The 20,434-nt window shown below is 56.6% G+C and carries 16 protein-coding genes; 6 read left to right on the top strand and 10 right to left on the bottom strand.

What is annotated here, in order from left to right; genetic code table 11:
- The first annotated feature begins 25 nt into the window (after positions 1 to 25).
- A complete protein-coding gene (locus ABF979_RS02695) occupies positions 26 to 3,106 on the top strand; it encodes a TonB-dependent receptor plug domain-containing protein (RefSeq protein WP_415557612.1) in 3,081 nt (1,026 codons plus the stop codon).
- Positions 3,107 to 3,217: 111 nt separating this feature from the next.
- Here the strand turns inward: ABF979_RS02695 and ABF979_RS02690 are convergent, their stop codons facing one another.
- From ABF979_RS02690 to ABF979_RS02680, 3 genes are read right to left on the bottom strand one after another with little or no spacing between them, the layout of a single operon-like run.
- Positions 3,218 to 4,453: an FAD/NAD(P)-binding oxidoreductase gene (locus ABF979_RS02690; protein WP_415557611.1), complete on the bottom strand. Its 1,236-nt coding sequence runs from the start codon at positions 4,451 to 4,453 to the stop codon at positions 3,218 to 3,220.
- A gap of 39 nt (positions 4,454 to 4,492) precedes the next feature.
- Positions 4,493 to 5,446 (bottom strand): nucleoside hydrolase, encoded by a 954-nt coding sequence (locus ABF979_RS02685; protein WP_415557610.1) that lies wholly within the window; start codon positions 5,444 to 5,446, stop codon positions 4,493 to 4,495.
- Positions 5,443 to 5,694 carry a DUF3297 family protein gene (locus ABF979_RS02680; RefSeq protein ID WP_046900479.1) on the bottom strand — a complete coding sequence of 84 codons (252 nt, stop codon included), beginning with the start codon at positions 5,692 to 5,694 and terminating at the stop codon, positions 5,443 to 5,445. The genes ABF979_RS02685 and ABF979_RS02680 overlap by 4 nt, the downstream gene beginning before the upstream one ends.
- A gap of 132 nt (positions 5,695 to 5,826) precedes the next feature.
- On the opposite strand from ABF979_RS02680, the gene ABF979_RS02675 reads away from it, so the two are divergent.
- From ABF979_RS02675 to ABF979_RS02665, 3 genes are all read left to right on the top strand, one after another.
- On the top strand, positions 5,827 to 7,014 hold the full coding sequence (locus ABF979_RS02675; protein ID WP_415557609.1) for a lipase family protein: 1,188 nt from the start codon (positions 5,827 to 5,829) through the stop codon (positions 7,012 to 7,014).
- Positions 7,011 to 7,817 carry an SDR family NAD(P)-dependent oxidoreductase gene (locus tag ABF979_RS02670; protein WP_415557608.1) on the top strand — a complete coding sequence of 269 codons (807 nt, stop codon included), beginning with the start codon at positions 7,011 to 7,013 and terminating at the stop codon, positions 7,815 to 7,817. Before ABF979_RS02675 ends, ABF979_RS02670 begins: the two co-directional genes overlap by 4 nt.
- Before the next feature lie 80 nt (positions 7,818 to 7,897).
- A complete protein-coding gene (locus ABF979_RS02665) occupies positions 7,898 to 11,203 on the top strand; it encodes an efflux RND transporter permease subunit (protein WP_415557607.1) in 3,306 nt (1,101 codons plus the stop codon).
- A gap of 61 nt (positions 11,204 to 11,264) precedes the next feature.
- Here ABF979_RS02665 and flgA read toward each other — a convergent pair whose 3' ends face one another.
- The 6 genes from flgA to ABF979_RS02635 all read right to left on the bottom strand — a co-directional run bounded on the left by flgA (position 11,265) and on the right by ABF979_RS02635 (position 17,520).
- Positions 11,265 to 12,221, bottom strand: coding sequence for a flagellar basal body P-ring formation chaperone FlgA (gene flgA / locus ABF979_RS02660; protein ID WP_415557606.1), 957 nt, complete (start codon positions 12,219 to 12,221; stop codon positions 11,265 to 11,267).
- A gap of 35 nt (positions 12,222 to 12,256) precedes the next feature.
- The gene (gene flgG, locus ABF979_RS02655; protein ID WP_046900475.1) at positions 12,257 to 13,048 is read right to left on the bottom strand and encodes a flagellar basal-body rod protein FlgG; all 792 of its coding nucleotides are present in this window, start codon (positions 13,046 to 13,048) and stop codon (positions 12,257 to 12,259) included.
- A gap of 32 nt (positions 13,049 to 13,080) precedes the next feature.
- Positions 13,081 to 13,821, bottom strand: coding sequence for a flagellar basal-body rod protein FlgF (gene flgF / locus ABF979_RS02650; RefSeq protein WP_415557605.1), 741 nt, complete (start codon positions 13,819 to 13,821; stop codon positions 13,081 to 13,083).
- Positions 13,822 to 13,897: 76 nt separating this feature from the next.
- A complete protein-coding gene (locus ABF979_RS02645) occupies positions 13,898 to 15,085 on the bottom strand; it encodes a GNAT family N-acetyltransferase (RefSeq protein WP_415557604.1) in 1,188 nt (395 codons plus the stop codon).
- Positions 15,086 to 15,211: 126 nt separating this feature from the next.
- Positions 15,212 to 15,679 (bottom strand): RidA family protein, encoded by a 468-nt coding sequence (locus ABF979_RS02640; protein ID WP_010503058.1) that lies wholly within the window; start codon positions 15,677 to 15,679, stop codon positions 15,212 to 15,214.
- 65 nt (positions 15,680 to 15,744) lie between these two features.
- On the bottom strand, positions 15,745 to 17,520 hold the full coding sequence (locus tag ABF979_RS02635; protein ID WP_415557692.1) for a chloride channel protein: 1,776 nt from the start codon (positions 17,518 to 17,520) through the stop codon (positions 15,745 to 15,747).
- Positions 17,521 to 17,651: 131 nt separating this feature from the next.
- Between ABF979_RS02635 and ABF979_RS02630 the strand changes: the two genes are divergently transcribed.
- A complete protein-coding gene (locus tag ABF979_RS02630) occupies positions 17,652 to 18,431 on the top strand; it encodes an alpha/beta fold hydrolase (protein ID WP_415557603.1) in 780 nt (259 codons plus the stop codon).
- Here ABF979_RS02630 and ABF979_RS02625 read toward each other — a convergent pair.
- Entirely contained in the window at positions 18,428 to 19,078 is a 651-nt protein-coding gene (locus ABF979_RS02625; RefSeq protein WP_415557602.1) for a DNA-3-methyladenine glycosylase family protein, read from the bottom strand. The two genes, ABF979_RS02630 and ABF979_RS02625, sit on opposite strands and share 4 nt — an antisense overlap.
- A gap of 209 nt (positions 19,079 to 19,287) precedes the next feature.
- On the opposite strand from ABF979_RS02625, the gene ABF979_RS02620 reads away from it, so the two are divergent.
- Positions 19,288 to 20,391, top strand: a complete 1,104-nt coding sequence (locus ABF979_RS02620) for an energy transducer TonB (RefSeq protein ID WP_415557601.1) — start codon at positions 19,288 to 19,290, stop codon at positions 20,389 to 20,391.
- The last annotated feature ends 43 nt before the right edge of the window (positions 20,392 to 20,434 follow it).

The raw sequence follows: 20,434 nt of genomic DNA, 5'->3' as shown, positions 1-20,434 counted from the left end.
GTTACGCGCAAGGAAACCGCTTTTCATGTCAGCGTCTCCACCCAAGCAAGGTCGCGCCGGGATTTTCCGGAGCATGCCAACAGGTTTTCTAAAAATTACGCTCCTGGCAGGCATTTCATATAGTGCTCTGCCAGTCGCAGGAGCTCATGCGCAGGCTCCTGCCAAACAACATTCCACTACCAAAAAGAGTGCACCGAAAGTTACTGCTCCTGTTCAGCAGTCAGTTCCTGCACTTCCACCAACAGGCTCTACTGCTACGGCATCGAGAGTTACGCGTGTGCAGAAAAAGGATCTGCAACAGATCGAGTCTGTCCGCTCCGAAAATGTCACGGTGACCGGTTCGCTGCTGCATGATCCCAACGTCAACAGCATGTCACCCATCACGCATATCAGCCGGGCAGACATGGCGCGGCGTGGATTTGCCAACGTAACAGACGCATTGCAGGCCCTGTCCTCCAACGGCGCGGGCAGTTTGACCAACGCTTTCTCCGCCAATGGCGCTTTCGCAGGTGGCGCTTCCGCTCCCTCGCTCCGTGGTCTCAGTTCCGATTCAACGCTGGTGCTGATGGATGGGCAGCGACTGTCTTATTATCCCCTTTCGGATGACGGACAGCGCAACTTCGTCGATACCAACTGGATCCCGTCCTCCATCATGGAATCCACTGATGTTCTGGAAGACGGTGCGGCTACCCGTTACGGTGCCGACGCGGTTGCTGGTGTCATCAACTATGTGACCCGCAAAGAAATCAAGGGTTTTGAAGGCAATGCCGAGGGGGGCCTGTCTCAACGCGGCGATTCCGGACATCAGAAGCTTTATGCAACCTACGGCTTCGGTGATCTGCACCGGGATGGATATAACGTCTATATCAACTCCGAATACCAGCAGGACGATGCCCTTTATAACCGTCAACTTGGATATCCGTATAAAACAGGCGACCTGACCAAACTCGGTGGCGAGAACGGAAACACCAACGTTCTTGGGGCTGATGGCTCCATCTCGAATTTCGGTGCAACTCCTGCAACTGTAGTACGTCCAAGTAACGGTAGCACCAGTGGTGTTGGACCTTATCAGCTATTGAACACATCTGCCGGATGTGGCTCTTTTGGTTCGCTTGTCAGCGGATATGTAGCTGGAACACCCACAGGTTCTGTTAGTCAGGCCTGCACCCAGAATTCTGTGGGCGATTATTCACAGGTTTCTCCGTCCCTGCGTCGTATTAACGCCACAATCCATACAACAGTGCAGGTCACCCCGCGTTCCCAGTTGACCGCGATGTTCACCTATTCTCAGGCTCTTTCTACTTACACAGGGACACCTGTCAGTATCCGCGCGCAGTCGCAGGCTCGTGCAGCGAATACCCTCAGCACTCCTCTGCCGGTATACCTGCCTGACGGAACACGTAATCCCAACAATCCATTCAATGTACCTGCGCAGGTTATTGGTATGTTCAGCGATATTCAGCGCGTGAACACCCAGCTGAGCCAGAATTTCCGCGGCTCCGCACGTTACAATGGCTCCGCCGCATCCAACTGGGGCTCTGACTGGAATTACGACGTTAATTTCGTTGGCATGAACACAACGCTTGAACAGACTATTCTGGGCGTTCCGACAATTCGCGGAATTCAGGATGCCATCACCAATGGCACCTACAACTTCATCGACCCGTCCAAAAATACCAATGCCGTTCGCAAAGCCATTGCGCCGCCTAACGTCATGAATGCGCGCACGCAGGAATATTCTGGAGAAATGTCGCTTAGCAAAGGCCTGTTCAAACTGCCTGGCGGAACGGTCGATCTCGCGATTGGTGGCAACGTTCGTTACGAATCTCTCAACGACCCCAGTGCCAACCCTTACGATCCGTCCGATCCAACAGCGCAGTACACAGGTGCGATCAATCCGTTCAATGCGCAGGGCAGCCGTTGGGTTGAATCCGGCTTTTTCGAACTCGGTCTTCCGTTTCACAAAATGCTGTCTGGCAACATTGCTGGCCGATACGATCATTATTCAGAAGGCTTTAGCCACTACACGCCGAAGGCTGGCCTGATCTTTACTCCCGTCAAGCAGTTCTCACTACGCGGCACATTCTCCCGTGGTTTCCGCGTTCCAAGCTTTGCAGAAACGGGCGGTTCCAACGTCGGTTACACGACCTATCAGCCCCGCAATCAGGCCTGGATTAACCAGCATCTAAACCCGAACGGGACACCGGATACCTATGCTCAATCATACAGCATCGGATCAAATGTTGCTGGCAACCCGAACCTGAAACCAGAAATTGCCACCAATTTCACTGGTGGTGCGCTAATCAAGCCAACCGACTGGCTAAACTTTAGCTTCGATTACTATTACATCAAGAAATCAAATTACATCGCACCAAACCCAGTCAGCACCACCTCCGTTGCTGAAGCCTATCTGGCCGGTGAAAGTCTTCCGGCTGGCGTCAGCGTTACTCCTGAAATCGTCGACGCACAGCATCCGGATGCGCCGCCACGCCCTGCCCTCATTAATCTTGGCTACCTGAACACCAATAAGGTCGTCACAGATGGTGTAGATTTCAAAGTTTCTGCAACATCCCGTCTGCCAGGTGTCCTGCATGATGTGCGCTGGATCAGCACTGGCAGCGCTACGTATGTTCACAGCTTTAATCTGACAACGCCTGACGGGCAGGTGCAGCATTATGCTGGAACAATTGGTCCTTATGGTGCCGTTTCAGCGTCGGGAACGCCTCGCTGGCGCGCAAACTGGTCAAACACCTTCATTTACAAAAGCCTCGCTGTTACGCCGACGGTCTATTACACCAGCGGCTACAAGACGGTGGCTGAAGATCAAACGGGCCCAGGAACCCGCAATACCTGCTCCAGCTTCAGTTCCATCCAGCAGGCTTATACGCCTAGCCAGTGCCATACCAAGGCATTCTGGGATGTTGATTTGAACGTCAACTACCGGATCAATAGTCGTTGGAGCGTCTACGCGAACGTTTATAACCTGCTTGGTTTCAGAGCCCCATACGACTTCGCGACGTATGGCTCCTATCTGTACAACTCCGCATGGAGCCAGAAGGGACTTGTGTTGCGATCGTTCCATTTCGGTGTGAATGTGTCTCTCTAAGGCGTAAATTTAAGAGGGGGGCCTATTAAATAAGCCTACCCTTCTTGAAAAAATAAAAACAGGCCGGGATATTCTCCCGGCCTGTTTTTATTCCTCTATCAACCCATATGGTCAGGCGCTTTCTTTGACCTTGTGCTTGACCTTGACATCATGCCCCTTGAGCATTCCATGCCAGTACAGGCGGGGGAAAACTTCGGTTTTCAGGAGCCAAGCAAAGCGGCTGGGTTTCCGCTGATCATACGGAAAGCTCGGAGCAACCTTCCCGCCATACAGGAACTCTGCCAACACGACTTTGCCGTAAGACACTGTCAGTGGGCAGGCACCATATCCATCATACGCCCCTGTTTGAGGGCGGCCGTCGAGAGAGGCCAGCAGGTTCGCGACCACAACGGGAGCCTGCTCGCGCGCGGCAGCAGCTGTCTTGGCATTACTTGTGCCCAGAACATCTCCAGCGCCGAAAACGGTATCGTACTTCACATGACGCAGACTTGTAGGGTCTACATCCAGCCAGCCAGCGGCATTGGCAAGGGAGCTTTTCTTGACGAAGTCCGGGGCGGACTGTGGCGGAACAACGTGCAGCATGTCGAACGACCGAACAACAGTTTCGTCCGTGCCAACAATCTGGAAGGTGGCTTCACGTTTCTCCCCATCGACCTTGATGAGGTTCTCTTTCTTATGAAGATTGACCCCATAAAAATCGATCTGCTTCTGGAGGGAAGGCACGTAGTATGCCACGCCAAACAGCGCGTCGCCCGCCATGCAGAAATCGACTTCCGTGCGATGAAGCGACCCTTCCTTGCGCCAGTGATCGCTCGCCAGATAGACAATCTTCTGCGGTGCCCCAGCACACTTGATGGGCATAGGAGGCTGTGTAAAGAGCGCCTTTCCACCATCAAGATGACGAATGCATTCCCACGTGTAGGCAGCCGTTTCACGGGAATAGTTGGACGTCACGCCATTACGGCCCAGCGTCTCGGGTAGTCCCTCGATTTTATCCCAGTCCAACTGAAGGCCGGGGCATACAACCAGCCGACGATATTCCACCACACGGCCACTTTCGAGCGTCACCGTGTTCACGTCAGGATCGAAAGACACCACACTGTCTCGCAGCCAGGTCACGTCTTTCGGAATCAGGCCACCTTCCTGACGGAGCGTTTCCGCCAGCGTCATTACGCCGGCCCCAACCAGCGTCCAGCCCGGCTGGTAGGCGTGCGTCGTAGACGGTTCGATGATTGCAATCGACAGGTTGGGTCGCTGATGTCGAAGCTGCGCTGCAATGGTGATACCTGCAGCACCCCCACCAACGATGACGACGGAGAAGCGATCCTGCGGGTTGGAATCTGTCATGTTCGATGCTCCAGAGTCATAGGCTGACAAAAGAAGACCCTAAACCAGACGGGCCAGTCTTTCGGTAAGAAGAGTGTAGAACGCGTCGGAATCAATGTGATCAATCCATAACGCATTAGGGAGGCGATCGGTTATCTTCCAAAGATCGACAACGCTCTGTCCCAGACAAAGCGGTGCTTCAATCTCGATCTCGACGTTACATTCCCGTCCGGAGAACAGGTCTGGCCGAAGCAGCCAGCCAATCGTCAGCGGGTCATGGAGTGCACCGCCTTCCCATCCGTATTTCAGCTTCTCAAAGCGGTCTTCAGCACCCAGCATGCGGACAACCATATCGCCCACAGGGGTTCCGAGCGCAGCAATCGGTGCCAGCCGAACTGGAGTTGCGATGGCGCGATGGGTCACATCGAGGGGGAGCAGCGTGACAGGAATACCTGCACCCATCACGTTTTTCGCAGCGTGGGGATCAACGAAGAAGTTGAATTCCGCAGTTGGTGTGATGTTTCCACCTTCGCGCTGCGCGCCACCCATTGCGACAATCCGGGAAATTTTGGGCGCAATATCCGGGGCGTGCGTCAGGGCGTGTGCAAGATTGGTCAGAGGCCCCAGGCAAACCAGCGTGATGGCGCCTTTCGGCTCCTTCCGCAGCACATCGATCAGATGGGTAGCGGCGTCCATCGGCTGCTCACGGAGACGGGGGGTTGGCAGGTTAGCGCCCCCCATTCCGGTTTCACCGTGCACGTATTCCGCACTGATCGGCGCCTTATGAAGAGGCCGTGCGGCACCGGCAAAAACCGGTACATCCTCACGCCCTGCCAGTTCGAGCAGGGCGCAGGCGTTTTTCGTGGTCTGAGCGAGTGACACGTTGCCAGCAACGGTCATGATCGCTTCGACCTGCAGTTCTGGCGAGGCCAGCGCCAGCAGGATCGCCACGGCATCGTCCTGACCGGGATCCGTGTCGATAATAATCCGGCGGGGGCTGACCTGCGTCATCATGCGTCCTTTTCGTCGTCCTTGAACCAGGCTTCAACCGTCCCCGTGACCTTCAGCGTCATCGGACGGCCTTTGCGGTCCACGGCCTTGCCAACAGACAGACGTGCCCAGCCCTCGCTGATGCAGTATTCCTCAACATTGGTCTTCTCTTCACCCTTGAGGCGGACACCAACGCCGCGGTTCAGCACGTCTTCATTGTAGTATGGGCTGTCCGGGCTGGCGCACAGGCGGTCGGGAGGGGTATCGCTCATAATCGGTTCCTTTCTGTCTTCTGTGGCATCTTCTGTAGCGCCGGATGGCCTCACCTCCAAGTCAGGATGGCTCCCCGGAGACAACCGGCGCTGCTATGATGCGTTTTCCTCCTCAGGAGACCATGAGTTACCATGACATTCATTCGCTTCCGCCGAACGATGGGCGCTACACTTCTCAGCCTTACCTCTCTCGGTGCCGCCCTGTCCGGTTGTGCATCGCAGGATGACGGAGACTCCTATTCCGTCAGCGTCCCGGTGGCAGCGGGGCAGGCGATGCGTCTGGATCACATGATTTCTCATGTTCCAGGTCAGGCGTGGCGTCTCACTTATCGCAGCGCAGATGCCCGTAATCCGAAGCAGCTTGTTCGGGTGTCAGCGGAAGTTCTGGTTCCCGCGGGCAAGCCGCCCGTTGGTGGGTGGCCTGTCTTGGCCTGGGCTCATGGAGAAAGTGGCCTGCATCTGACATGTGCGCCTTCTGTTATGGGCCTCGGGACTGTGCAGGAACGCTTTTATGGTCCCTGGCTGCGACAGGGCTTTGCGATCGTTGCCACAGACTATCCGGGTCTTGGGGAGCCCGGCGAGGCATTGCTTCTCAATGCCCGTTCAGAAGGGATGAGCGTCCTGGATTCCGTGCGAGCTGCTCACGAACGCCTTCCTTCGATCTCAACGACAGTGCTTCTCAGTGGTCATTCGCAAGGCGCTCAGGCTGCTCTGGCAGCCTCTGCAATGGCGGCGTCCTACGCGCCCCAATTGCATATTCTGGGAACGATCGCTGTCGCACCGCCCTATCTGGATGCGCAGGGCGTTCAGGATCTTCTGCACCCTCGTAATCCGCACAACTTCTCACCGGTCGTTCCGGAACTCCTGTCTCTTGGCGCGTCTCTGGCTCAAGCTGACCCAGCCTTTGACGCCAACGCTGTTTTCACAGACCGGGCTCTTGCCCTCATGCACGACGCAGCAAACACATGCAGCTCGGATTTTTTTCCGCTGGTTCATCGTTCAGGCCTGACCCCCGCGACGATGCTCAAGCCCGGCGCCGATGCTGTATTGGCGCCAGCACTGAAATGGGCTGAATATCCGTCCCTGTCGCTCTCAACGCCTGTCATGATTGCGACGGGCGCGCAGGATCTGCATTCCTCCCCAACCGAGCAACGTCGTCTGGTGAATGTGCTGTGTGCAGCAGGCACCTCCGTCAGCCACACAACCTATGGCGGAGCCAGCCACAGCGGCACCCTGTCTGCCGTCACGACAGACGCCCATAGTTTCGCGCGGACCCTTCTTGCCGGACAGAAGCCCGCGAATAACTGCCTCGCACAATGACGATCCTTATTACAGGAGCCGGTTCTGGAATTGGTCAGGGACTGGCACAGCGCCTTTCCCGGCCTGGGCAGTTCCTGTCTCTGGGCGATATCCATCCGGAAGGTCTGGCGCTCACCAAGTCCCAGTGTGAGCCCCTGGGCTCAACGGTTCACACGCGCACTCTAGACGTTCGAGACCGACCAGAAATGGAGGACTGGATCAAGAAGTCTGCGTCCTCCAGACTGGACATGGTCTTTGCCTGCGCGGGCCTGACTGGCGGCCTTCCTCCTACCGCCGGGGATATTCCGTTGGTCGCGGAACGGGAACAGCATGCCAGAGCCATTTTCGAGACGAATCTGACAGGTGCCCTCAATACCGTTTTTCCCGCTATCGAGCAGATGCGACAGCAGAAACCAGATGCAAATGGCCAGCGAGGCCGCATCTGTGTGATGTCTTCGGTCGCGAGCTTCGTCTCTTATCCCGGCACACCGTCTTATTCAGCGTCCAAAGCTGCAATTGATCGCTTTATTGTTGCCAGTGCGCCCAATCTGGAGCGACAGGGCATTTCACTTACAAGCGTCTGTTGCGGTTTTGTGGAAACCCCGATGGTACAGGCCAATCGTTTTCCCATGCCGGGGCTGGTCTCCACGGACAAGGCCGTCCGTCGCATTTTACGCGGAACCCTGCGCGGTCAGAGGCGAATTATGTTTCCCTTCTGGCTGGGGTTAGGAGCGCGCCTGACAGACCTTTTGCCGCCGCGCCTAGCTGAACTTTATTATTGCAGGCAGCCTTCATCCCAACCAGGCGGAATGCCCGATTACTGACCACTCTCACGGTACGAAAATGACTTTTCGTGTCCTAATAGTAATGACCCAAAGACCATAATCGGGGATAAGCTGTCGGCATGAATTTCTGCCGCTTTTTCATTGACCGCCCCGTCGCAACAATCCTGATGTCTCTTGCCATCTTCATGGCCGGCGTCATCTGCTATCCTCTTCTGCCTGTTGCGACGATGCCTGATGCCACCACAACCAACATCATGGTCGTGGCATCACAGCCGGGTGCGGACCCGCAGCAGATGGCAACCTCTGTCACGACCCCGCTGGAGCGGCGTCTTGGCTCCATTGCCGATGTGAAGAGCATTGAGTCTGACACCAGTCAGGGTCAGGCGCAGATTTTCATTGAGTTCTCGTCCTCCCGGAACATTGACGGTGCCCTGCGAGACGTACAGGCCGCTCTTCGAGCTGCCCGCAGCGATCTTCCTACCGGCACGCTGGACGATGATCCGCAGGCCTTCAAACTGGATGGCAGTGGTTTCCCGGTTTACCTGCTCAGTGTCACGACAGACCAACTGACACAGGCCGAGCTCTATGATGTGGCCAATATTCAGGTCAAACCCTATCTGGCCAAGGTCAAAGGGGTAGGGCGCGTCGAGGTCGTTGGTTCATCGAACCCAGCCGTTCGCGTAGAGCTTAATCCGGGGCCTTTGTATAAGTGGGGCATCGGGCTTGAGAATATCCGCTCGGCGCTCGCCTCTGCCAATGCCTTCACGCCAAAGGGTTTCATCGACAGTCATGGCACACGAATGCTGCTGTCGACCAACGACCAGGCCGTCAAAGCAAGCGAATACAGGGATCTGATCGTCGGGTACCGAAACGGACTGTATCCCGTTCGCCTCAAGGACGTCGCAAACGTCTACGATGGTGTGCAGGACGTTTATCAAACGAGCTACATCAATGGTCACCGGGCTATTACGCTCATCGTTTCTGGTCAGCCTCATGCCAACACCGTGGCGATCGTGGACGGGATCAACGCTAATCTGGACAAACTGCGAGAGGGTCTGCCGGGTAGCGTCAAACTGACCGTTGGCCTGGATACATCCCGCTCCGTTCGCGCTGCCCTTGACGATGCGAGAGACGCCCTCATCATTTCCGTCATTCTGGTGGTCTTGGTCATCCTGCTTTTCTTCCGCAGGGTCATGACCACTGTCATCCCGGCCGTCACTGTTCCGATTGCCCTGTCCGGCACACTAGCTGCGATGGCTTACTTCAACTTCACTCTGGACGTTCTATCTCTGATGTCCCTGACGATTGCTGTCGGGTTCGTTGTCGATGATGCCATTGTGGTGCTTGAGAACATTGCGCGGCACATTGAAGATGGGATGGATCATTACGAAGCCAGCATTGTTGGCTCGTCGGAAATCGGCTTCACGGTCCTGTCCATCAGCGCCTCGCTTGTTGCGGTGTTTATTCCTCTGCTGTTTTTGCCGGGAACTGCAGGCTCGATCATGTTCGAGTTCTGCATGACGATGATTTCTGCCATCGTAATTTCAATGTGGCTGTCCCTTACCCTGACGCCCATGATGTGCGCTCGCATGCTTGAAATTGATCATGGAACTACGCCACGCAAAGGCCTGACAGGCGTCATCATCCGCATTACTGAGGCAGGGCTGGATGGCCTTGTACGTCTTTACGCCCGCTCCATGCACTGGTGCCTGAGGCACACGATCCTTATGGGTCTGACCCTTCCATTAAGCTTTATCCTGCTCGTCGGTTCAGTAATCGTCATGCCCAAGGAATTTATCCCCGAGCAGGATATTTCCCTGATTGGCAGTCGCATCCAAGGCGATGCGACCATGTCCTTTGATGAAATTGACCGCAGGCTGCGGGCTGTCGGTGCGATTGTACAGCGCGACCCGGACGTAACATCCACAACCATTTTCAGTAACGATAAAAACTCTGGTCAGCTCTATCTGCATTTGAAAGAGAAAAGCGAGCGCGCTCCAGTCGCGACAGTATTGGCACGTATCCGCAAGGCTGTCCCCATCGAACCAGGGGCAGACGTGATGTTCTGGAATGTGGGGGGCAACAGTCAGGGGGGAAGCAGCCAGAAGAACACCGGTGCTTACCGCTATGTTCTGCGCAGTGAAGATATTGCCAGCCTCACGGGCTATCTTCCCAAAATGCTGGGGGCGCTGCGGGCCTCAGGAAAGCTGGTCAACCTTTCTTCTGCGACAGAAAGCCAGTCCGTCGCCGCTTACGTCACGGTCCATCGCGATACGGAAGCGCGCTATGGCATTACACCGCAGCTGATCCAGAATGTTCTGTATGATTCCTACGGCCAGACCATCGTCTCCACGATCCACCTTCCCCTCACGACACACCGGGTCGTCATGGTTCTGGGCCCGCAGTATCGAACTGATCCCAACATGCTGCATCAGGTCTGGATTTCAACCTCTGCTGGCACAGCAGCGGGCGGTGTGGCGTCCAACCTGATTAGAGCCAAAGCCTCCACCAGCGGGACTGAAAGCACGTTTGCATCTCTTGCAACGGCATCTATTCAGAACTCACTGGCCAACCAGATTTCCGGAAACAGTTCCAGCGGTGCCGCTGTATCGTCTTCGACAGAAAAGATGATTCCGCTTGAAAACGTGGCCTCAATTCTCTGGAAACAGCAGCCGCTCGATGTCACCCATCGTTCGGGGTATTATTCAACGGCCATTTCATTCGATCTGGCGCCCGGCGTTACCTATGCTCAGGGCGTGCAGCTCATTCAGGACACACTGAAAAGCACCCATGCTCCAGAGGGTGTTCTGGGCGAGTTCACAGGGACAGCGGGCGATACAACCAAAGTCATGATCAATGCACTGCTGGCGTTCGCAGCAGCCATTGCCGTCATGTATATTGTGCTTGGCATTCTGTATGAGAGCCTGATTCATCCCATCACCATTCTCTCCACGCTGCCCTCTGCCGGCATTGGCGCTATCATAGGGCTATGGTGTTTTGGAATGCCCTTCAGCGTTGTTGCTGTTATTGGCATCATCCTGCTGACAGGCATCGTGAAAAAGAACGCCATTCTGGTGATCGACTTTGCCATTCACGCAGAGCGCCATGATGGATTGTCGCCCAAGGATGCCATTTTCAAGGCATCAATCACGCGTTTCCGCCCAATTCTCATGACCTCTCTCGCTGCGGCCCTCGGTGCTGTGCCGCTTATCATCGGGCATGGTTACGGGAGCGAGATGCGTGCCCCGCTGGGCGTCTCTGTGCTTGGAGGCATGATCGTAAGTCAGTTGCTCACGCTTTATACCACCCCGATCGTCTATCTTTGGATGGATGCGATTGGAAAATGGGTCCGGCGAATGATGCTCCGCATTGGAAAGCTCTTCCAGCACCGCGCGATGCCCAACAGCGTGCAGAACCAGAGTTAAGCCAGACGAGCGAACTGCTTTTCATTTTTGAGCCTGAAATGTATCAGCGTTTCAGGCTTCTTTATAACGTCGGCAAGCTCATGGCTGCGGGACGGTTTCGGCTGTCAGCAGAAAGAGGGGCAATGTCCGGGATGACCTCTACTTCAGTTCGTCCGGTGACGCGCCCCGTCAAAACCATGTGGCTGTTAGCATTGTAAATATGAACAGTATCGCCCTTGCCGCCTGCCTCCAGAACAGTTCCTGACACTGTCAGGCGAACTCCCGGCAGGGTGTATGACAGAACCACGGGTGATCCCCGCCGCACTAATTGAGGGTGCACAAGTTGCGAGGACGCCAGAACCTGTCCCGTAGACAGACTGCCTCTTGCTTCCAAGCCAACTGCATCATCAACGGTCTGCAACGCGTCTTCAGGCACATCGGATGACCGGACCAAAGTAACACTCACATCTTCAGGCAGCACAGGCTGCCCAGGATGAAGCCCATGACGAAGCGTCACGGCCCGGACCTCCATGGTCACGGAGCCATTCACCGAAAAGGATGTTGCTTTCCCACCCGATGTAGCTGGAACCTCCATCCGGGCATTGAAATGGCCACCCCCTCGTGGTGGACGCTCCAGATGCAGAAGAACTGGAGCCGCCTGATCCTGCGCAGGAACTGGCACAGACCGAAAACCACTCAGGGTAATTTCAACATGAGCGTCCTGAGGCGAATCCAGCCCCTGACGCAAAACCGGTAGAATATCATCTTCCCCGATTAAACGTGTTGCCCGCGTCACGGTCGTGGAGACCAAAGGAGATGCATCGGGCCAGTCCACACCAAACTGTGCGGCAATGGCTGTCAGCTGTGGGCCACCCACAACATAGCTTGTACCGAGCGCAGGAGCGTCTCCGATATCGGCGTCCTGCGCTAACGTCAGGCCTGAAAACAGATCGGAAAGGTGAACACGGGCGTGATCGATACTGATATTCGTGCGGAGCGTGGCCGCATGGACGGAACCCGTTGCGACAACTGAAAACACCAGCAGTCCGACTTGCCACCACCTTCCTTTCACGCTCAGCGGCCGCCAAGGTTGTTGAGCGTCTGCATCATGTCGTCTGCTGACGTAATGACCTTGCTGTTCATTTCGTATGCACGCTGCGCCGTAATGAGATCTGTAATTTCCGTCACAACATTGACGTTCGAGTTCTCAACATAGCCTTGCATGACACTGCCATAGCCCGTTGTATTCGGGGTTCCGAGCATCGCATCGCCAGAAGCTGTGGTAGGCGTGAACAGGTTCTGGCCCATCGCGTCCAAGCCATTTTCATTCGTGAAGGTCGCCAGCTGGAGCTGACCGACAACAGTTGAATTGTTCTGCCCGGCGACGGTTACGCTGACCTGCCCGGACTGATCAATGCTGACACTCTGGGCGTTATTGGGGATCGTGATGGTCGGGCTTAGCTGGTAGCCATCAGCTGTGACGAGCGATCCCGTATTGTCCATCGAGAAGGTGCCATCTCGCGTGTAAGCCAACTGTCCGGAGGGCAGCTGGATCTGGAAGTATCCCTTGCCCTGCACGGCTAGATCCAGAGAGTTACTGGTCTGTTCAAGACTACCCTGATCGTTGATGCGATAAATAGCGGCTGTTTTCACGCCCAGACCAACCTGTGCACCAGCAGGCACAGTCGTGCCTGTATCAGACGAACTCGTGCCGACCCGGCGGATATTCTGGTAAATAAGATCCTGAAACTCAGCACGGGACCGTTTGTATCCGGTCGTACTCATGTTCGCGATATTGTTGGAAATGGTTTCAACGTTGGTCTGTTGGGCCTGCATGCCCGTTCCAGCGATGTCGAGTGCGCGCATGTGGCTTTATCCTTGTCCCGTCAGGACGTCTATCAGGCGGAGACCTGAACGATTTTATCGATGGCGTTCTGCTGACGTGTCGCCTCGGCGTTGACGAACTGCGCCATGAAATCGAAATTGCGCTGGATATCCATCATCTTCGTGACCTCGGACATCATCTGCACATTACTGCCCTCGACCATACCTTGCAGGATCGAAGGCCTGTCCACGGCATCGGTTGGCTGGTCTGATCGGAGAAGATGACTGCCCTCAGCCTGGAGGGTATTATTGTCCCGTGCAGTGACGATACCGATCTGCCCGGCTTCACCGGTTTCAGTGGTTATGACACCGTCCGAAGAAATGGTGAGTTGATGATCCGTTACTGGCAGCACGATGGGCTGCCCTTCCCGGTCCAGAAGGGCGTTACCACTTTCGTCAACTACCGTTCCGTCCTGCTGCTTCTCAAAACGGCCAGCGCGCGTCAGTCGCACACCGTTGGCGGTTTGCACCTGGAAATACCCCTCTCCACCCAAGGCAAGATCGAGCGGGTTTCCCGTCTGCTGCATGTCGCCCTGCTGGAAGTCACGATAGGTTGCGCGATCCTGAGTATAGGCCTGGGTCTCAGCGCCTGTGGGCTGGGTACTTCTGTGCTGCCGGGAAAGGTAGTCACTGAACAGAACGTTTTCGCGTTTGTAACCAACCGTGGAAGCATTGGACATGTTGTCTGCCACCACCGACATGGCGCGTTGCTGAGCATCCATGCGCGAAAGGGCAATATAGGTGCTGTTCTCCACGGCTGAAGCTCCGGCATTCCACTGTCATGGAGGAAGCTTAACTGTCAGACCCTTTCCCAATCGTTAACTGCACCAGTCAGGACGAGTCGTCCTGACGGTATGGAGAGCCTGCTGCCAGGGCTTCGGCTTCATCCAGAAGAGCGCTCCGCTCTTCCTCAAGAAAAGCCGCAACAGCTCTTCCCAGTCCCGGATCCAAAAAGGCGTGCGCCGAGCGCGTAAGAGCTGGCAGATAGCCGCGCTGGATCTTGTGTTCCCCCTGCGCGCCAGCTTCCACACGGGTCAACCCATGGGCAATGGCAAAATCGATGGCCTGATAGTAGCACAGCTCAAAATGGAGGAAGGGCCACTCACCGTCACATCCCCAGTTCCGCCCGAAGAGAGTATCTTTTCCCATCAAATTCAGGGCCCCAGCCACAGGGCGTCCTTCATGCTGCGCGAGCATCAGGACGACGCTATTGCCCAAGCGCTCTGAAAGCATCGGGAAGAAGCTTTCAGACAGGTAAGCACTCCCCCATTTTCGATCGACCGTAGACTGATAGAACCGATAAAAGGCTTTCCAGTCCGCAGCGGTAATGTCTGCGCCTTGCCTTGTCACGAATGTAAGGCCAGCGGTCTGGGCTGTTTTTCGTTCCTTGCGAATGGCCTTGCGCTTACGGGATGACAGGGCATTCAGGAAATCCTCGAAAGACGCGTATCCCTGATTTTGCCAGTGATACTGAATGCCCAAGCGCTTGAGGTATCCGGCGCTTTCAAATGCCTCCATCGAGGCGTCATCGCAAAATGTCGCATGCACGGAGGACAGACCTAGTTGCCCGGCTGCTTGCATTAAAGCCGATGCCAGCGCTCGTGCGACGGCCTGTGGTTCCACCTGATCAGGCCGGACAAGAAGGCGTGGACCGGGGACTGGAGAAAACGGAACCGCGCACTGGAACTTGGGATAATAGTGCCCTCCAGCCGCCTCATAGGCCCGGGCCCAGGACTGATCGAAGACATATTCACCCATGGAATGGGCTTTTCCATAAAGAGGAGCGAGCGCTGCAATTGTTCCATTGGGAGCGCGTAGTGCAGCATGCCTGACAAGCCATCCGGTTCGGTCTGCGACGGATCCACTGTCTTCCAGAGCCGAAAGAAACCCGAAGGACACAAACGGATTTTCGTCGCCGGCGCATGCATTCCATTCAGCCGGGCCGATTTCATGGATGGACGCATGAAGCGTCAGCGTCCACTCAGTCGTTTCTGATGGTAGGGGAGTAGAGGCGCTCATGACGGCTGATCCTGCAAACGTACATAACCCATAGGGCAAACGTGTTGATCAGGCATGGAAAAGACAACGTTTTGCTGTCTTTTCCATGAAGTTGGATGGGAAAGAAGCCCATCCAGTCCGGTGAAATCAGACGACTTCGAACAGGGCTTCCACTTCAACCGGTGCATTCACTGGCAGGCTTGGAACGCCGATTGTGGAACGGGCGTGACGACCTGCATCTCCGAAGACTTCAACCGCGAGATCGGACGCACCGTTCATGACAACAGCATGTTCCGTGAATTCAGGTGTGCAGGCAATGAAACCGCCGAGACGCACAACCCGCTTGATGCGGGACAGATCACCGCCCAGAGCGGCCTTGGCCTGGGAAATGACGTTGATGAGGCATGCGCGTGCACAGGCTACACCTGCATGATTGGAGACTTCGTCGCCCAGCTTGCCGGTAATGAGCAGCTTACCATCCACGAGAGGAAGCTGACCCGAAACGACCAGCAGATTGCCTGTCAGGACAGTCGTAACGTAATTCGCAACCGGTGCAGCAGCTTCCGGCAGTGTGATTTCAAGGGCGGCGAGACGATCTTCAGGGGTGTTGGACATGAGTGTTCTCCTGTGAATGGACTGTCATGTTGAAGCGCATAGACGTCGATGCCAAGGGTGAACCGTCACACGGCTGATCCCTCTTCGCCGGCAAGTGTTCGGCGACTGCGCTCAAGCTCTTCGGCATAGCGACGCAGAGCGTGCTGTTCCGTCAGGATACCAACCACCTGACGGGACTGAAGATCTTCCACGACAACGAGGGCATCGGCTTCTGCACGTTCGAACAGTTCCACGGCTTCACGAACTGTCAGCAAAGGCGTCAACATGGCGTTTTCGAAATGGGCGAGGCTCTGCACGGGCGTTGAGGCCGCAGGAACGGCTTGGAGCTCTGCCACATTAACCATTCCCACATAGCGGCTGTCCCGATCCAGTAGGACAATTCTCTGCGCGGAGCCCAACGGAAAAAGAGCCTGTGCCCGGTTCAGGGGGGTGTCAGAAGAGATGGTTCGTACCTGTCCACGCATCATGCGCCGAACGTTCAGAGAGCGCATCCATCCGATATCCACGGCAGAGCGAATGGATTCACCGCGCAGATGAAAGCGCCATGTGGCGAAGCTGTAGCCGAACAGACGTCTCACAGTGAGGAGCGACAGAACAGCGGCTACGAATGTTGCACCACTCATGGAAATACTGCCTGTCAGTTCCAGAAGCAGGCACACCATGGTCATGGGGCTACCGATGATGGCCACGGCCATGGCGCTCATGCCAATCAAAGCACAAGCTGTCAGGGACACTGGCGCCAAGCCGACCCATTCAAGCAGCGCGCCATACACTGTCCCGGCCAGGCTACCGAGGTACAGAGATGCAAAGAATAGCCCCCCGCGGAATCCGGAGCCGATGGAAATGCAGGAGGCCAGCGCTTTCAGTATCAGCAGGCCGAGAGCCAGACGGGGCGTAATCCATCCCGCAAAAACCACTCGCATGGCGTCATGTCCCGCCGACAGGACTGACGGGTGAATAACTGCTAACCCACCAACCATCAGTCCGCCGACAGCAGGCTTCAGCCACACGGGGCCAGGGAGCTTGCGAAACAGAACCTCGGTCTGGGTCACACAATACATCACGCCGATGGCGGTCAGAGCAGACAGAATGCTGATGACAACAACACTGACACTCCCATCCCACGTCAGGGTCCCCGGATCTGCAATCACAACCGCGGCAGGCATGTGACCAAACAGATGCGCCACACCCACACCGGCAAGAGCCGCAACAGCGACGGGTGACAAACTGACAAGAGAGTAAGAGCCGATCACGAGTTCAAAGGCGTAAAAAGCTCCCGCTACGGGCGCGTTGAATGCAGCACCGATCGCCGCGCCAGCAGCCGCACCCACCAAAACGCGCAGATCTTCACGACGGACCCGGAAAGACTGGCCAATGCGGGACCCAAGAGCAGAGGCAATCTGTGTAAAACCTGCTTCGAGGCCGATTGAGCCCCCTATGCCATTGGACAGGATCGTTTGAAGTGCAACGAAGATGCTGTCTCGCACAGACATGCGACCACCATGCAGAGCATTGGCTTCAATGGGATCGACCGGACGGCGTGGCATAACTTTTGAAACCACCGCACCGAATATTCCAAGGACAAGGCCGCCCAGTGTCAGGACGAGGAGGAGACGCCATGGAGGGAGCCATGTCAGGCCGGAAAGGTGACCGTCCACCGTGTTCCCGCGACCGAATAGTGCGCTGTGAAGAAACAGGGTGACGGTTGTAACAATCACAACACACAGCCCAGACAGTCCCCCGACCACGGCAGCCAGAACAGTCAGCCAGATCTCGTCAGCGCGCACCATCGCACGCAGCGTCACGGGAGCCTGGGTGGGGTGACGAACGAGCTCGCGCAGATGGCGATTCACGCGAAAACGCAATTCGTTACGGGTGGGACTGGTGGACAAGAGGTCTCCCCGGCGGCAGGTGTAGTTCTGTTTGGCTGGAACGCTGCTTGCGATCAACCGCTGTCATGGAAGGATCATGCATGAAACTCAACGCCATCGAACGCGGAGACGGACAGGAACCGGTCGTTTTCCTGCACGGACTGTTTGGACGCGCCCGTAATCTTGGTTTTCTTCAGCGTGAGGCAGCCCAGACATTTCGGACGATTGCCCTGGACCTTCGCAATCACGGAGACAGTCCGCACGGCCCCGTTAGCTACGCTGCGATGGCGCAGGATGTTCTGGAAACCCTTGATGATCTCGGGGTCGATTCCTTTTCGGTCGTCGGACATTCCATGGGTGGGAAGGTTGCAATGATGCTCGCTCTGGCAGAGCCAGACCGTGTAGCCCGCCTGATGGTCGCTGATATGGCCCCCGCGCGGACCCAGCAGGGCCATGGCGACATGATTACCCGGCTGGATGCCATCACGTTTCCGCCAGAGCTGACCCGGAGTGGTGCGCTGGACTTGCTGGAACCCGTCACAGGCAGCAGAGCCGTTGCGGAACTGATGGCTCAGAATGTTCACCTCGATGGCACGCCGGGCTGGGCCATTGGGTTTGATGATATTACGCACGGGATACGTCTGATCGAAGATTGGCCTGAAATTCAGGCTATTCCTTATGAAGGGCCTGCTCTGTTCCTTCGTGGTGGCAATTCCGACTATGTCAGGCCGGAGCACCATCCCCTGATCATGGCACTGTTTCCCCATGCCCGGATACAAACTCTGGAGGGCGCAGGTCACTGGCTGCATGCGGAGCAACCCCGCCCTTTCATTGCTGAAATGATGGCGTTCCTCAGCGAACCGGCCAACTCTCCAGACTAACCCGTCAACACGTTGGGAGCAGTTTTTCGCCCTCCTTCCGCCACGCGCCAGCAATACCAGGCCAGCGCGGAGCGATGTGGGGAAAAGGGAAGCGTTTCAATTTTCAGGGCTTTGGGCTTCGGAGCAATGTCCAGCCCTTTAATCCGGCGCCAGCCTTCCCGGACACCAAAGTCATCCACCGGCATCACATCGGGCCGGTTCAACGTCAGCATCAGCAGCATCTCGACGGTCCATCGTCCGACACCACGAAGGGTTATGAGCCGCTGGATCAGGTCCTCGTCTTCCAGTGCATCAGCGTCTTGTCGGCTGGGCACAAGCCCATCCAAGCGAGCCTGCGCAACGCCCCGCATGGCACTCTGCTTGCTGGCAGACAGGCCGCAGGCACGCAAAGCATCTTCGGACAAAGCAAGAAGGGCATCAGGCGATGGGGGCGTGCCATCCTCGGACGCCTCAGGGCCAAGAAGGCATAGCCGCCCGAAGATACGGCGCGCAGCCACACCATGGAGCTGTTGCCCGGCGATGGCACGGAGGAGGGCGTCATATGGCTCCTGATCGCCTCTTCCCTGAAGGCGACAGGGACCAATCCTGCGAACTGCGGCTGCAACATCCGGATCAACGGAAAGACACGATATGAGACTGCCTGTCATGAAGCTGTTTTTCCTGCCAGGAACATGGCGCTTTGTCTCTTTCGTGAACTGCCCATTACTGCCATGATAGTGACAGACGCAATGCCCACCCCCAGACCGGATACCAGCCTGCCGGATGACGAACCCGCCCGCCCTGGTGCATAAAGCCTGGCGATGACTTGCCGCCACCTTTCCTCTTTTGAGCAGGCCCGCAACGTATGAGCGGGAAAATGCCGTCTGCCAATGGCAAGGTGGAGCGTCGCGAGCCAAAGCTGTTCGCTGCGTCCTTACGCCCTGTGAATGCACATCTTCAGTCACCGAAGGGATTCCGGTCCCGACTGAAGGATTATGTCCCACCTGCGAAAAGCCCGGTTCGTCCCGTCCTGACGCCCATGATGCGCCCACAGACCATTGTGGAACCGGGGCCGACTGTTCCGTTCTGCATTTCTGCTGGCCTTCATGCGGCAGTCCTCGCCCTGCTGCTTACGCAGCATCAGGGCGTGCATGGTTCACCTGCAGGAAGTGAGCAGCCACAGGTTGAGATGGTCTTTGACCAGCCCCCCTCAAAAAGCAGCATGCAGGGACCGCGCGCCAATGATCAGGGGGGCGCTCCGCCACCGCCACCTGCCCAGAGCCAGGAAGAAACCCAGCAGGAACAGCAGCAGCCAGAGCAACAGCAATCTGCCCCGACACCTGCCGTACCGACGCCTGAAACGCCGTCGGCCCCGCCCGTGCCCGAAGAGTCGTCGTCCGAGCTTCCCAAGACCACGCCGTCTCAGCAGGTTACGCCGGGCGCCGCACCCAGCCAGCGAAGCACGCAGACGACGTCGCACAGTCATCGTGCCCATCGCTCGAACCGATCGCAGAACAACAATCCGCTCGCCCATCCGATGGATCTGTCCTTCGGTGAACAGCCGTCACCCTACCGGCATCGTCGTGGACGTGCGGCAGGCTCGGGCGGGCCGATTGACATGTCGCTAGGGCCGCTCAGCATGAATGGCGCCATTAACGCGCCTTATCAGACACGCACCAGCGTGAAGGGCGTCAGTGAAGACTACGGCAGCGAGATTGATCGCTGGATCCGGTCTCACATGTATTATCCGGAAGATGCCGCCCGCGCCGGAGAGGATGGTCCGTCTTCTGTCCATGTTGTTCTGGACAGATTCGGGCATGTGAAAACAGTCCGGCTAACGGGCCAGTCCGGCTCCTACTCACTGGATGCTGCCACGACGGGCATGTTCCAGGGGGCCAAACTGCCGCCCGTGCCGCCTGACATGAAGGGCGACCACTTCGATATCGATGTGACGATCAATTACATTCTGATCCGCCGCTGATCCGCAGTTTCGACATCGGCGAAGTGATCCCTTACACTTCGCC

This window comes from Gluconobacter sp. (genome assembly GCF_047723935.1).
GTDB lineage: Bacteria > Pseudomonadota > Alphaproteobacteria > Acetobacterales > Acetobacteraceae > Gluconobacter.
Note: the sequence above shows the minus strand (reverse complement) of the source record. Positions and strands in the feature narration are given on the sequence as shown.